This is a genomic window from Marinomonas balearica, assembly GCF_004362145.1.
GTDB lineage: Bacteria > Pseudomonadota > Gammaproteobacteria > Pseudomonadales > Marinomonadaceae > Marinomonas > Marinomonas balearica.
In genome coordinates this window covers 238,626-253,168 of sequence record NZ_SNXC01000013.1, presented here as the reverse complement: position 1 = coordinate 253,168, position 14,543 = coordinate 238,626, and the positions used below count along the sequence as shown (strand labels likewise).

Sequence of the window (14,543 nt, the reverse complement as noted above, 5' to 3'; positions counted from 1 at the left end):
TTTTAAAGGCTGTTTACTGTTTTATAAGTTAGTGGGTCGGCTCCAAAGTGACACAGTAGATCGCAAATCGCAATAAGAGGAAGGCCTTCTAATGAAGTTGGGTCTTCCCCTTCCATTTTGTCGAATAATCTAACCCCTAGCCCTTCACATTTAAAGCTGCCTGCACAGTCTAGCGGCTTTTCTATTGAGATGTATCTTGAAATCTCTTCACTGCTTAGCTTTTTAAAATGAACGGAATACTGAGTGACTTTTGATTTTGTCTCGTGTGTTCGGGTGCAAGTGATAGAAACGCTAGTGTAGAAAACAACTTTGTTGCTGGAAAAAGATTCTAGTTGTTTTTGTGCATTCTCAATTGTGTGGGGCTTACCAATTATTTGGTCATGCGTTGCTTCTTTATTAGACTTTGTGCTTGAGAGAGTCGCCGATTGGTCGGATGTGATGATCAAGGCGTTGGGTATCTTGCAGTTGTTAAAGATGGTCTTTGCTTTTTCTTGGCTCATTCGCAACACATAGTCGCTTATAGATTCGTGACTTTGTGGTGTTTCGTCAATGTCGGGTGATTGGGTTGTAAACGGGATGCCTAATCGTTCAAGCAATGCTTTGCGATATGGCGATGATGATCCTAATATAATGGCTGGTTTCATTGGAATTTGTTAGAACTAAGTAGTGTATGTGGGTACTCTGGCGTGACGATTAAAATTGAACAAATCTCAGCCTACTCGACAGTTACGGAATTAATATACGCTGTGAATGACCAGAAATTCCATTCATATCTAATATTTTGTTAAAAAAAGTGATTTAAGTGCCTGAACTCTTTGACAATGCCTCTGCTTGGCAATATTATTCCTCGCCATGTTGAATGACTCATTACCCAAATATTTTGACCCCCGAAAGTATGCTACTCATGAAGTGACATTAGAGGGGCAATTGCCGCTCACGGATCTAAGTGAATTGCGTGAACTTTTAGTGTCTGATGAAGGTCATGTTTCTATTCATCTGAACTTTAAAGTCGATGAAGATAGGCGCTACATCGCGACTGGTTCAATGAACGCGTCTGTACAGGTTGTTTGTCAACGTTGTATGGAAGGTGTTGATTGTAACTTAGAGGTGGATTTAGCGTTAGGCTTTGTTTATGACGAAGAGCATGCGAATAATCTGCCTAAGGATTACGACCCCGTAGTCATGACCGAGGGTGAAGTAATTCTTGCGGATATGGTTGAGCAAGAGCTTATTCTTGCTGTTCCAATAGTTGCTTATCACGAAGAAACTGGTTGCAACCCTGTGGCTTTAAAGTATGCATCGTCTGCCGATGACGCACCGGATGACGAAATTAAACCGAATCCATTTAGTATATTAGCTGATTTAAAAGCTAAGAAAAGTTAGGAGCTCCAAAAATGGCTGTACAAAAAAGTAAAGTTACTCGTTCACGTCGTGGCCAACGCCGTTCGCACGATGCTTTAACAAGCGCAACTCTTTCTGTTGAACAAACTACTGGTGAACTACATCGTCGTCACCATGTTTCTGCAGATGGTTTTTACCGTGGTCGTCAAGTAATCACCCCTAAAGGTGAATAAATAGTTACCCTTATGATTCGGGTAGCTATAGACGCTATGGGCGGGGACTTAGGTCCCCGCGTTGCATTTCAGGCAGCAAAACAAGTGCTTGAAACTTACCCTAGTGTTCAAATCACTCTATACCTTTCAGCGGATGATACTCTTTCGTCCCAAGATTTATCTCAAATTGACAGCGCTTTAAGTGGCAGGTTTTCGACTGTTGTTTGCTCTGACTTTATTTCCGGAGATGAGCAAGTAAACAGAACCCTTTATCGACGTTCAGAATCCACCCTTTATAGAAGTCTTTACGATATGTCCGAAGGGGCTCATGATGTTGTTGTGACATTGGGGAATACTGCTGCTATGGTGGCGTTGGCGCGTCGTTTGCTTGGTTTGATTCGTCCTAGACTGCATCCAGCTTTGGTACGAGAATTACGCCTTAATCCACTTTGTTGTTTGTTGGATCTTGGTGCTAATGTGCATTGCCCAGCTCAGATGTTAGAAGGTTTTTCTATATTAGGGGCTGCCTATACAGAAGTGTTGCGTAGTGAGCCAGCTAAAGTTGCACTACTAAATGTTGGTGTTGAAAGTACAAAAGGCAATTCTGTTATTCGTCAAGCCGATTCGGCATTATCATCACGTATGTGGCCTGAGTATAATGGATATGCAGAAGGTTTTGATTTATTTGGTGGAGAGAGCAATGTTCTTGTGTGTGATGGAATGGTTGGAAACACCGTTTTAAAGGCATCAGAAGGCTTGTTGACTTACTTCCAAAAGAAATTAGTAAAAACGAGTATAAATAAAAAAGAGCTTGAGTCTTTTTACGAAAGTGAGCGTCATCATGGAGCTAGCTTTATTGGTGTACGTGGCAATTTGGTAAAAGGACACGGTCGATCTGATTTTCGTGCAGCTATGGGTGCTATCGAGTATGGCATTGAAATGGCGCGGGCTGATCTTTGGTGTGCAATTGATAAAAAATTAGAGAAAGAGGGCTTTATATGAACAATGAGCTAGCTTTTGTTTTCCCTGGGCAAGGGTCTCAAGCTTTGGGAATGTTAGCTGATTTGGCTGAAAAGCATGATGTTATCACTGCGACGTTTAGCGAGGCGTCTGAAGTGTTAGGTTATGATCTGTGGGAGTTGGTGCAAAACGATTCCGAAAAACTCAATCAAACAGATAAAACTCAGCCAGCTTTGCTGACAGCGAGTGTTGCATTATGGCGACTTTGGTTGCAGGAGGGTGGGGAAAAGCCCGCTTATGTTGCAGGACATAGTTTAGGTGAATACTCTGCATTAGTGTGTGCTGGAGTCATTGCTTTTCAAGACGCGGTTGAGCTAGTGAAACTTCGTGGTGAGTATATGCAGGCCGCTGTTCCAGTAGGTGTGGGGGCTATGGCTGCAATTATTGGGTTGCCAGATGCAGAAGTGGTAGCAGCATGTGCTAACGTAGAATCTGGTGTGGTAAGTGCGGTTAACTTTAACTCTCCTGGTCAGGTTGTGATTGCTGGGCATAAAGAAGCGGTGGAGCTTGCTATGGCCAATGCAAAGGAGGCGGGCGCAAAGCGTGCGCTGCCATTACCTGTCAGTGTGCCGTCTCATTGTGAGTTGATGATCCCTGCTGGTGAGAAGCTCGCTGAGAAGTTAGATAGCATTGACTTCAAAGAACCTGAGATTACTTTGGTGCAAAATGTCTCTGCAAGTGCGGTATCTGATGCGCTACTGATTAAAGAGAATTTAGTGTCACAGTTAAGTCAGCCTGTATTATGGACTCAATCGGTTGAGCTGCTTTCAAGTTTAGGGGTGAGCAAAACACTAGAGTGTGGTCCTGGAAAGGTATTGTCTGGCCTAAATAAGCGCATTGTTAAGGGTATTGGGGCGGCCTCCATTGGTGATTCAGCAGGCTTTGAAGCTGCGCTTTAAAATAACTCTGTATTAAATTTAGATCTGAGGTAAAGATGAGTTTAAATGGAAAAATTGCTCTGGTAACCGGAGCGACTCGTGGTATTGGTAAAGCCATTGCTCAAGAATTGGTTAAGCAAGGTGCAACTGTGATTGGAACAGCAACCAGTGAATCTGGTGCGCAAAGTATCAGTGACTACTTGGCCGACAACGGCAAAGGTTATGTATTGGATGTATCAAATTCAGAATCCGTTGACAGTGTAGTCAAAGAAATTACGGCAGAGTTTGGTGCGCCAACAGTGCTCGTGAATAATGCGGGTATCACACGTGATAACCTAATGATGCGCATGAAGGGTGATGAATGGGATCAAGTGATTAATACTAACTTGAGTTCTGTGTTCCGCGTTTCTAAAGCGTGCTTAAGAGGTATGACTAAAGCCAAGTTTGGTCGCATTATTAGCATTAGCTCAGTTGTAGGTTCAATGGGGAATGGTGGCCAAACAAACTATTCTGCAGCAAAGGCTGGTTTAGAAGGCTTTAGTCGCTCTCTGGCGGCTGAAATCGGCTCTCGTGGCATTACAGTGAATTGTGTTGCGCCTGGGTTTATTGAAACAGATATGACAAAAGTTTTACCAGATGAGCATAAAGCGAATTTGGTGTCTAAAGTGCCTGCTGCTCGCTTGGGTCAGCCTGAAGAAATCGCTTCTGCGGTTGCTTTTTTGGCGTCTGAGGGTGCGGCATACATAACTGGAGAAACGTTGCATGTCAACGGTGGCATGTACATGTCATAATTTGGGTTGAATTTTATATCGAATTCAACGAGAATACGTCTCCGGTTCAGATTGAGAATCACGCCAGTAGGCGTTAGAACATTATAATATGCTCAAATGAGCTATTGACGAGTAGAGTAGGAACTTCCAATGAGTAGCATTGAAGAACGCGTTAAAAAAATTGTTTGTGAACAGCTAGGTGTTAAAGAGGAAGAAGTTGTTGCTTCAGCATCTTTCGTAGATGACTTGGGCGCTGATTCCCTAGATACTGTAGAGCTTGTTATGGCTCTAGAAGAGGAATTCGAAACTGAAATTCCTGATGAAGAAGCTGAAAAAATCACTACTGTACAAGCTGCGAACGATTACATCAACGCTAACTTGTAATACTCTAGTGATCTGAGTTTCCGAAAAGCCGCTTGTATTTTGTTGTACAGCGGCTTTTCTTATTATTGGCAACTGGTTTTTTTAAGGCTTACTGCCTAGGAAGAGCATAATTTGGAGGATTTCTATGTCTCGTCGTCGAGTTGTGGTCACAGGAATGGGAATGGTGACACCCCTTGGCAACAATGTGGAAGACACATGGGATAAGGTGCTAGAGGGAAAGAGTGGCGTATCCGATATAGAACATTTTGATACTAGCTCATTTTCGACAAGATTCGCGGCGCAGGTTCGTGGTTTCGATGCTACGCAGTATATGTCCGTAAAAGAAGCTAGAAAAATGGATGTGTTTATCCAGTATGGAATGGCTGCGTCAGTGCAAGCACTGGAAGATGCGGATATAGACAAAGATACTGCCGATCTCTCACGAGTCGGTTGTGCAATAGGCTCCGGCATTGGTGGTTTACCAATGATTGAAAAAAACCTCGCATTGTTGAGCGAGTCTGGACCTAAGCGAATTTCACCATTTTTTGTTCCTGGAGCCATTATTAATATGATTTCAGGACATGTCGCTATCCGATTTGGGTTTAAAGGACCTAATATCTCCATTGTGACTGCTTGTACGACCGGAACGCACAACATTGGTATGGCGGGTCGAATGATTGCCTATGGTGATGCGGATGTGATGGTCGCGGGCGGTGCGGAGATGGCAATAACGCCATTAGGTATTGGTGGTTTTGGCGCTGCTAGAGCCCTATCTACGCGCAACGACGACCCAAAAACAGCGAGTCGCCCTTGGGATAAAGACCGTGATGGCTTTGTTATGGGTGACGGTGCTGGTGTGCTTATTTTAGAAGAATATGAGCATGCGAAGGCTCGTGGTGCAAAAATTTACGCGGAGCTTTCTGGTTTCGGTATGAGTGATGACGCGCATCATATTACAGCTCCACCTGAGAACGGTGCAGGTGCTATTGCAGCAATGTCTGCGGCGCTAAAAGATGCTGGCGCGCAACCTAGCGATATAGACTATATCAATGCGCATGGCACTTCGACTCCGGTGGGCGATTTAGCAGAAAGCGAGGCGGTAAAATACCTAATGGGACTAGACGCATCTGATGTGGCAATGAGTTCTACTAAATCGATGACTGGGCATTTATTAGGTGCTTCAGGTGCAGTTGAATCAATTTTTTCTATTTTGGCGATAAGAGACCAAGTCGCGCCGCCTACGATTAATTTGGATGACCCTAGTGAAGGGTGCGACTTAAACTACGTAGCAATGACGGCGCAGAAGCGAAAAATTGAGCTTGTATTAAATAACTCTTTTGGGTTTGGTGGGACGAACGGTACGCTTGTTTTTAGCAAAGTAGATTAGCGTCAGTTGAGTTAAGGATAGCTACCTTGTTAGTCGTATAAAGGTAGCTATCTAGAGCTTAAGTATTGTTATTTACTAATTGTTTTTCAAGTGGAGTCTTCAATTGCATCAACAAGACAAAGCAACTAATGAATGGATTGCTTTGCTTGTTTAAGCGCTTCTAAAAGCTTGGAAATATCGTACTCGTTACCTAATGTGCTTTGCTGGTACATTTCGTCTTCTAATAACTCATACAGTGCCAGTTCTTCGTCACCTAAAAAGTGCAGGCACTCACCGCCTGCAAACCAAAGAAGCTCGCGCTTCATTAACGGAACAAGGTTTGGATAGCAACGTATAAACCTAGCAACAAATTCTTGCAGTTCGAACAAAAAGTCTGGATTGCCTTCTGCCGGAATATTGAAAAGGTTGTTTAGTTTTTCAATGAAATCAGATTCTTCTTCTATTAGATGCTCTTTGTTAAATGGATCGTGTTCAAGAAGGCGGCCATTAAGTTGTTTGAGCGTATTAAGAATGTACGCAGTACGTGTATTCACAATTTAACCTTTCATGTTGATTATAAAGCAATGCTTGCTAACTAGAGCGTGCATTATATGACAGATAATAGCTAGGCTATAGAGATCTTTATTATGACATATGCACTTGAAATAAGTGACCTCAAGAAACAATATGACAATGGTTTCGAAGCGCTAAAAGGCGTCAATTTAAAAGTTGAAAAGGGCGATTTTTTTGCATTGTTAGGGCCAAATGGTGCCGGTAAATCGACCACTATCGGAATACTATGTTCGTTAGTAAACAAAACCTCTGGAAAGGTGTCAATTTGCGGAGAGGATATTGATTTGAACTTTGCGAGAGCAAAGCAATATCTTGGAGTCGTGCCACAAGAATTTAACTTTAATGTATTCGAAACGGTTTTTAATGTCGTTGTAACTCAAGCAGGTTTTTACGGAATCCCAACGGTCATCGCTGAAGAACGAGCTGAAAAATACCTGAAGCAACTGGCTCTTTGGGACAAAAAAGACGTCCAGTCTCGTATGCTCTCTGGCGGGATGAAGCGAAGACTTATGATCGCCCGCGCTTTGATTCACGAGCCGGATATTCTAATACTTGACGAGCCGACAGCGGGTGTCGACATTGAATTAAGGCGTTCGATGTGGGAATTCATTACTAAGCTAAATGATGCAGGCACAACAATAATATTGACTACACACTACTTAGAAGAAGCAGAACAACTTTGCCGCAATATTGCCATTATTAATTCTGGTGAAATCGTCGAAAACACCAGTGTCAAAGCACTGTTAAAGACGCTTAGTCAAGAAACCTTTATTTTTGACTTGGATAGTGGACTGCCAGCGGAATTTAGTTTGCCAGATTATCATGTAATGGTATCGCCAGATCGGATGTCGCTAGAGGTAGAGGTGAGCAAAGGTCAATCTTTGAATCATGTCTTTTTGGAGTTGGATAAAGTGGATTGTCATGTCGTTAGTATGAGAAATAAATCCAATCGTCTTGAAGAACTGTTTGTGAAATTAACTAAGGGGTAGGGCGAATGAAAAACTCAGAGATATGGATCGCATTTTATACCATCATTCGACGTGAAATTCGTCGTTTTATGAGGATTTGGCCGCAAACTTTATTGCCTCCTGCAATAACAATGACGCTTTACTTTGCGATATTTGGTAACTTGATTGGTACCCGAATTGGTGAAATGGGCGGATTCAGTTACATGCAGTACATTGTGCCTGGGCTAATTATGATGTCGGTTATCACAAACTCATATTCAAATGTCGCTTCATCATTTTTCTCTGTGAAATTTCAGCACAGCATACAAGAGCTTTTAGTGTCGCCGACTCCCAATTCCGTTATTCTCTTGGGTTATGTTCTAGGTGGCGTTGCACGTGGCCTAGCTGTCGGGTTTATCGTAACGATATTGTCTCTATTTTTCTCTGACCTTCCGCTACAAAACCTGTTTTTAACGATAGTCGTTGTCACATTGACATCTATTATGTTTTCGTTGGGCGGATTTGTTAATGCGTTATATGCACGAAGCTTTGATGATGTGTCTATCATACCGACTTTTGTGTTGACGCCATTAACCTATCTTGGGGGGGTATTTTATTCTATTGATCTTTTGCCACAGTTTTGGCAAAACGTTTCGTTGTTAAATCCAATTCTGTATATGGTTAATGCTTTTAGGTTCGGTATTCTTGGTGTATCGGATATTAATGTATACTGGGCATTAATTATCGTTTGTTTGTTTATAGTTGTGTTGTATTGCTTTGGTTTGAATCGTTTAAACCAAGGTCGCGGTATTAGAGATTGAGGTAAGTGGTATGGGCATGTTGCCTTTAGGTCAAAAAACTGAGTACGTTTCGAAGTATGATCCGTCTCTTTTGTTTCCAATCCCCCGAGTTGATAAATGGGCGGAAATGGGCATTGAAAGAAATAGGTTGCCCTTTTTTGGTGAGGATATTTGGAACGCTTACGAATTGTCGTGGCTGAATGAAAAAGGTAAGCCGGTTGTTGCCTTGGGTGAATTTAGGATTCCTCATGATTCACCGAACATCATTGAGTCTAAATCCTTTAAGTTATATTTGAACTCATTCAATCAGAGTACATATGAAAATATAGCGATTCTTCAGGAAGTTATCGAACAAGATCTATCTAAGGCGGCAGGTGCTCCAGTCACTGTGATGTTAAGAGATGTTGACTCAATGGAGTCATTAGTCGTTTTAACACCTGATTATTGTATCGATGATATTGATGTTGAAATAGATACATATCATCCAGATAGCTCGTTGTTGACAATTGAGCATGATGGCATCGTAGAAGAAAGGCTGGTTAGTCACCTTTTAAGATCCAACTGCCCTGTTACGAATCAGCCGGATTGGGGATCGATATTTATAGATTATAAAGGGAAAAAAATAGACCACGCATCACTGCTAAAATACATAGTATCATTTCGTGAACATACCGACTTTCACGAGCAATGTGTTGAGCGTGTATTTATCGATATTATGCAGCAATGTCAGCCAGAAAGCTTAATTGTTTATGCTCGTTATGTGCGCCGAGGAGGTTTAGATATAAACCCTTATCGCTCATCATCTGAAATTGTATTGGGTAATGATCGATTGACAAGGCAATAGTTTTCAATATTGAAAAGGGACCTCTAACAGAGGTCCCTTTTTTAGTTTTAAATGATCTGCGGGGGATCTAAAAGAAGTTTTTCGACATCCTCTGATGGAAGCGCTTCGGCAATAAAGAAGCCTTGTAACTCTTCACAGCCTAACTGCTGGCAAAGATAAGCAACCTCTTGTGTTTCAACGCCTTCAGCAACGACAGATGCATTCATTGTATGACAGATTTCAACAACCTTACCTACAATTTTCTCATTCTTTGGTAAGCTTTTGATTAGGCTTTTATCCAGTTTGATGCAATTGACCGGCATTTGAGTGAGTCTAGCTAGGTTGGAATATCCTGTTCCAAAATCATCGATAGCAAATTTGATTCCAGCAGCGTTTAAGTTCTCGATGTTCTTTTGTGCGGCTGCGCTGTTTTTGAACATTGAGGTTTCCGTTAATTCTAATTCAATAGACTCGGGTGGGAGTTGCTCCTGTTCCAGGTAATCTAGGATGAACTTAGAAAAGTCTTCACAGTGAAGCTGAGTTATGGAAACGTTTACAGAAAGTGAAACGAAAATTGAACGCTGACGCCAGTCAGACAATTGTTGAATCGTTTTTTCAATGACCCAGCATCCGAGTGCATCGATTAAATTAGACTTTTCTAGAAGAGGAATGAAATCTTCAGGGTAAAGCATCCCGTATATAGGGTGCTCCCAGCGAATAAGTGCTTCTAAGCTGTTAATTTGTTTGGTTTTGATATCAAACCTAGGTTGAAAGTAAAGTCTAAATTGCTCGTTTAATGATTCTTGCTTAATGCTTTTAAGTAGATTCTGTTCACGATCTAGTTGGCTTTTCATTTCGTTTCTGAAGACACAGTAACGATTTTTCCCTGCGGACTTGGCACGATACATAGCGATGTCAGAGTACTGCATTAATGAATCGATCGTATCTCCATCTTTTTGAAAGAACGAGATGCCAATACTGGGAGTGATTCTGATGTTTGCTTCTTTAAGGGTAATAGGGTGTGAAAGCGCATCGATTACTTTTTCTGCTACGTTCGTCGCCTCAGAGATTTCATTGCTTTGAATGAATAAAAGAAACTCATCGCCGCCCAGTCTAACGATTTCGTCGTCGACAGAAACAATTGACTGTAATCTTTGGGCTGTCTCGATTAGTACTCTATCGCCCAGTTTGTGGCCGAGCGTGTCATTAATGGCTTTAAATTCATCGAGATCTAAGAACTGAATGCTTAGTAAGCGCTCGTCGTGTTTACATTTTTTTGAAATTCGGTCGAATATGCAGGTGAGAGATCTTCTGTTGGGTAGTTTTGTTAGCGCGTCTGTATAGGCAATTTGATGCGCGCGCGCTTCGGCTGCTTTAAGTTCGCTTACATCTGATGCACTTATTAAAACGGAAGGCTTTCCACTAATTGGGTCAAAACAGGGTCTGGCGATGATTTCATGCCATTTTTCGCCTGTAGAAGTAAAAACTTTTGAAATTAATGAGCTGTTTCCTGTGCTTTTTATATCAGACATGAGTTTCAGATAATCGTTAGGGTCACAAAACCGATCTGACAAGTCTGAATTTGGTGTGTTGAATGTTCGACGTGCAACAGGATTCATGTATAAGGTTTCACCATACTCTACATGCAGCGAAATCATCAGTTGAGTATGAAGAAGTGCGTCTATACCTCTAATTGCATCTGGTTTGGGTTGTTCTGAATCGTGCCCCTCGCACAGTATTGCATGCTTGCTTTGCGAGACTTGGATGCCAGAGAAGCGAATGTTTAGCGTGACAGGTTGCCCACGAGGATAAAGTGTCCATTGCTCTCTAAAATCAACATCAGACTCTTTAAAATCGACTAAATATTGATAAAGGCGTTGCTTTACTGTCGGAGACATGTCTTCTGACATATCTCTATTTTTTAGTTCACCTAAGGAATTGGCGTCCCATATTTTAAGTGCCGCTTGATTTGCCCACAGTACATGTGAAGAATCAACATCGAATATCCATACGGGAAGAGCGATATTGTCGTAAACGCCGTGTAACAGCAAAAGTTCGTCCATACTGCCAAAACCTGATCATGTGTTATGTTGATTTGACTCAAGTGGAGTGAGTTAAATCATAGTGTTTACCAACTCAGATGACTGTAACGTTTTACAGTGGAATGTCATACATGTAGCTTTACAAGTCGCATATTTTTAAACGTGTTGTTACGAAGTTGGCGTGAGATTTGAATGCGATATCCAATATTACCGAACTATTCATCAAAAAACTGCATTTTTGGAGAAATTGATGTCAATTATTTGTTTGGATGAAAGAGGAATTCATTTATGGGAGACAGCGCTTGGTTAGTGATCTCAACCGCTCTTGTTTTTATCATGCAAGCAGGCTTTTTATGCCTTGAAAGCGGGCGTATAAGAAATAAAAACAGTATCAACGTAGCCGCTAAAAACATTTCAGATTTTCTGATGTCTTCTCTTACTTTTTGGTTAGTTGGCTTTGGATTAATGTTTGGGCAATCTCAATTTGGAATCGTTGGTCTTTCATTTTTTGCTCCCGACGGCCAGGCTTTAGATGGATATGGTTCTAGCTTTTTTCTATTTCAGATGATGTTCTGTGGAACTGCAGCGACTTTGGTATCGGGAGCGGTAGCAGAACGCATGACGTTCATGGGGTATCTTTCCATTACGCTAGTGCTAGGAGCACTCATTTATCCGGTACAAGGGCATTGGGCTTGGAACAGTGTTTACTCTGGAAATGAAACGAAAGGCTGGTTGGAAGCGTTAGGGTTTGTTGATTTTGCCGGATCGACAGTTGTTCACTCGGTTGGTGGGTGGGTTGCGCTCGTTGCAATATACGTAATTGGATCAAGAAATAAGCGTTTCCAAAAAGGAATTCACATACCTCAAGGAAGTAATTTGCCATTGGCAGGTTTGGGAACCTTGTTAATTTGGTTTGGTTGGATTGGCTTTAACGGCGGTAGCGCATTGGAATTTAATGATCATGTGCCTGTCATTATATTAAATACCTTCTTATCTGCGTCCTGGGGAGGCGTTGCAGCGGCGGTTTGTTTCTATTCATCAAAACGTTATGTAGACGTCACATACCTTTTAAATGGTGTTATTGCTGGTTTAGTTGGTATTACGGCTGGATGTCACGTGATGTCTGCAATATCGGCGAGTATTGTCGGTGTTGTAAGTGGTGTCATTGTTGTGTACGGCCAGAAAGCAATGGAACGATTTGAGCTTGACGATGCGCTAGACGTTGTTCCTGCGCACCTTTTTGCTGGTATTTGGGGGACTCTCGCGGTTGCACTGTTAGGCAATCCTTCTTTGTTTGGCACTGGCTATTCTCGTTTAACACAGTTGGAAGTTCAGCTGATAGGTGTGGTCAGTATTGGTGTTTATACTGTGGTTATATCGTATTTAGCGATTCGTATTATCGGTTATTGGGTGCCAATGCGAGTCTCAGCGGAAGATGAAGATCAAGGGCTTAATAGAGCAGAGCATCTGGCAACCACAGAATTGATTGATTTGCTCGATTCCATGGAGAAGCAACAAAATAAGGCGGACTTTTCTTCTCAGGTTCCGGTTGAGCCGTTTACGGAAGTGGGGCAAATCGCAACAAAATACAATTCTGTACTCGATCGGGTTAATCAGGAAATTGCCGAACGAGATCAAGCACTGTTCTGGTTTAAAGAAAGTGAAATGAGGAAGACAGCGATTCTCAATTCGTCGATGGACGCGATCGTGACCATCAACGGAGAAGGAACGATAGTCGAGTTTAATCCTGCCGCAGAGCGAACGTTTGGCGTGCTTAAAAAACAAGTAAAATCGAAGAACTTCATTACACTCTTTGTAGGTCGAGACAAACGAAAAGAGATGTTTCAAAGCCTTGATGTTGGTTTCTCTAATTCACAAGGGCTAGTATTAAATCGTAGAAATAACTTCACACTTCTGAGAGGAGAAACTCAGCCGTTTCCGGTTGAAATTACCATCACAAAAGCAGTGAACGACCATGGACAGTTTCAAGAGTTCACATTGCACATTAGGGACATAACTCGCCACATCAAACTGCAGCAACGACTGAAGTTTTTAGCGTACAGTGACCCGTTAACAAGCCTCCATAATCGTACTTATATGGCCGAACAGTTGGAGCGATCGATTAAGGTTGCAAATGAAGCTGATGATATGGTTGGATTGCTCTTTTTAGATTTGGATAAGTTCAAATTAATTAATGATACATTGGGTCACAAGGCGGGCGACGAATTGTTGTGTGAAGTCGCTTCGCGATTAAACTCAATTACCCACAATGATGATGTCATCGCCAGATGGGGCGGTGATGAGTTTTTGATAATGGTGACGGATAAGGTCTCAAAACCTCGGATCGAGGAGTTAGCAAATAGAATATTATCTGCAATGAAGGTGCCTTTTTTGCTCGATAACAAACCGGTCGAGGTGGCAACGAGCGTAGGTATTGCTTTATCTGAACGACAAGAGACGGCGGAAAAACTGATTCAAAAAGCGGATTCTGCAATGTACTCTGCAAAGCAAAGTGGGCGCGGCGTACTTAAGTTTTATGATGCTAATATGTCTTTGGAGTTGAATGGGACGTATCAGCTCGAAAAAGCACTGGCAGAAGCATTGGATAAAAATCAATTTTGTCTGCACTACCAGCCTATTTACGATGCAAAAAAAAGTCAATTGGTACAATTTGAAGCACTTATTAGATGGGATCACCCCGAGCGCGGTAGAGTTTCTCCTATTGATTTTATACCTGTCGCAGAAGAGTCGCATTTAATTTGCGAGATTGGTGAATATGTCATTAGAGAAAGCCTTGAATTTATACAATCTCTAAGTTCCAAAGCAACGACTTCCGTTCCTATTTCCATCAATGTCTCAGGCCGTCATTTGATGGCAAGCGGTTTTATTGAATATATTGAAGAGCAGCTTAGTGTCTACAATATAGACGGAACTTTGCTGAAAATTGAAGTGACTGAAGGGGTCTTTTTGCATGATACGGAACTTTGTGCAGAGGTCATGCGCAGACTTAAAGGGCTAGGAATTGAAATTTCAGTCGATGATTTCGGAACCGGTTATTCGTCATTGTATTATTTAAAATCCCTTCCTATCGATACGCTAAAAATAGACAAGTCGTTTGTTAAAGAGTGCCATGACCATGCCGAGGGTTATACGATTTGTGAATCCATCATCAAGTTAGCGCAAGGGTTAGCATTGGAGGTCATAGCGGAAGGGGTAGAAACGGTTGAACAGGCTCAAACCCTTATAGACTGGGGGTGCTACCAACATCAGGGTTACTACTATTGTTACCCCGTCGATGAGGTATCAGCAGTGGCGATGCTAAACGATTCCGTAAAAGAAACAAGTAGTGATACTGCTGAAATATGATTAATGATGGTATGCTTTCGAAAAAACTATAAACAGAAATAT

At 41.9% G+C, this 14,543-nt stretch carries 14 protein-coding genes; 11 read left to right on the top strand and 3 right to left on the bottom strand.

Translation table 11 applies throughout. From position 1 onward, the window contains the following. Window positions 1-2: 2 nt before the first annotated feature. Complete coding sequence (locus DFP79_RS13045; protein ID WP_133504376.1) at window positions 3-644, bottom strand: Maf family protein; 642 nt, start codon at window positions 642-644, stop codon at window positions 3-5. A gap of 187 nt (window positions 645-831) precedes the next feature. On the opposite strand from DFP79_RS13045, the gene DFP79_RS13040 reads away from it, so the two are divergent. The 7 genes from DFP79_RS13040 to fabF all read left to right on the top strand — a co-directional run bounded on the left by DFP79_RS13040 (window position 832) and on the right by fabF (window position 5,971). Then, window positions 832-1,383: a YceD family protein gene (locus DFP79_RS13040; protein ID WP_243730273.1), complete on the top strand. Its 552-nt coding sequence runs from the start codon at window positions 832-834 to the stop codon at window positions 1,381-1,383. A gap of 11 nt (window positions 1,384-1,394) precedes the next feature. Beyond that, window positions 1,395-1,574, top strand: coding sequence for a 50S ribosomal protein L32 (gene rpmF / locus DFP79_RS13035; RefSeq protein ID WP_013661159.1), 180 nt, complete (start codon window positions 1,395-1,397; stop codon window positions 1,572-1,574). A 12-nt stretch (window positions 1,575-1,586) separates the two neighbouring features. Further along, window positions 1,587-2,555, top strand: a complete 969-nt coding sequence (locus tag DFP79_RS13030; RefSeq protein WP_133504375.1) for a fatty acid synthesis protein — start codon at window positions 1,587-1,589, stop codon at window positions 2,553-2,555. Next, a complete protein-coding gene (gene fabD, locus DFP79_RS13025) occupies window positions 2,552-3,472 on the top strand; it encodes an ACP S-malonyltransferase (RefSeq protein WP_133504374.1) in 921 nt (306 codons plus the stop codon). The genes DFP79_RS13030 and fabD overlap by 4 nt, the downstream gene beginning before the upstream one ends. A 35-nt stretch (window positions 3,473-3,507) precedes the next feature. After that, entirely contained in the window at window positions 3,508-4,242 is a 735-nt protein-coding gene (fabG, locus tag DFP79_RS13020; protein WP_133504373.1) for a 3-oxoacyl-ACP reductase FabG, read from the top strand. 129 nt (window positions 4,243-4,371) lie between these two features. Beyond that, window positions 4,372-4,605 (top strand): acyl carrier protein, encoded by a 234-nt coding sequence (acpP, locus tag DFP79_RS13015; protein ID WP_013661163.1) that lies wholly within the window; start codon window positions 4,372-4,374, stop codon window positions 4,603-4,605. A gap of 124 nt (window positions 4,606-4,729) precedes the next feature. Further along, the gene (gene fabF, locus DFP79_RS13010) at window positions 4,730-5,971 is read left to right on the top strand and encodes a beta-ketoacyl-ACP synthase II (RefSeq protein ID WP_133504372.1); all 1,242 of its coding nucleotides are present in this window, start codon (window positions 4,730-4,732) and stop codon (window positions 5,969-5,971) included. A 125-nt stretch (window positions 5,972-6,096) separates the two neighbouring features. On the opposite strand, the gene DFP79_RS13005 is transcribed toward fabF, so the two are convergent. Then, complete coding sequence (locus tag DFP79_RS13005) at window positions 6,097-6,504, bottom strand: PA2817 family protein (RefSeq protein ID WP_133504371.1); 408 nt, start codon at window positions 6,502-6,504, stop codon at window positions 6,097-6,099. Window positions 6,505-6,597: 93 nt separating this feature from the next. Here DFP79_RS13005 and DFP79_RS13000 point away from each other — a divergent pair, with 93 nt between their 5' ends. The 3 genes from DFP79_RS13000 to queF are packed head-to-tail and all read left to right on the top strand — an operon-like array spanning window position 6,598 to window position 9,114. Continuing rightward, window positions 6,598-7,512, top strand: coding sequence for an ABC transporter ATP-binding protein (locus tag DFP79_RS13000; RefSeq protein WP_133504370.1), 915 nt, complete (start codon window positions 6,598-6,600; stop codon window positions 7,510-7,512). A 5-nt stretch (window positions 7,513-7,517) separates the two neighbouring features. Beyond that, window positions 7,518-8,291, top strand: coding sequence for an ABC transporter permease (locus DFP79_RS12995; protein WP_133504369.1), 774 nt, complete (start codon window positions 7,518-7,520; stop codon window positions 8,289-8,291). Between the two features lie 10 nt (window positions 8,292-8,301). Further along, window positions 8,302-9,114: an NADPH-dependent 7-cyano-7-deazaguanine reductase QueF gene (gene queF / locus DFP79_RS12990; RefSeq protein ID WP_133504368.1), complete on the top strand. Its 813-nt coding sequence runs from the start codon at window positions 8,302-8,304 to the stop codon at window positions 9,112-9,114. 47 nt (window positions 9,115-9,161) lie between these two features. Here queF and DFP79_RS12985 read toward each other — a convergent pair whose 3' ends face one another. Beyond that, window positions 9,162-11,156: a putative bifunctional diguanylate cyclase/phosphodiesterase gene (locus DFP79_RS12985; protein ID WP_133504367.1), complete on the bottom strand. Its 1,995-nt coding sequence runs from the start codon at window positions 11,154-11,156 to the stop codon at window positions 9,162-9,164. Between the two features lie 267 nt (window positions 11,157-11,423). Here DFP79_RS12985 and amt point away from each other — a divergent pair, with 267 nt between their 5' ends. Further along, window positions 11,424-14,501, top strand: coding sequence for an ammonium transporter (amt, locus tag DFP79_RS12980; RefSeq protein ID WP_133504366.1), 3,078 nt, complete (start codon window positions 11,424-11,426; stop codon window positions 14,499-14,501). The last annotated feature ends 42 nt before the right edge of the window (window positions 14,502-14,543 follow it).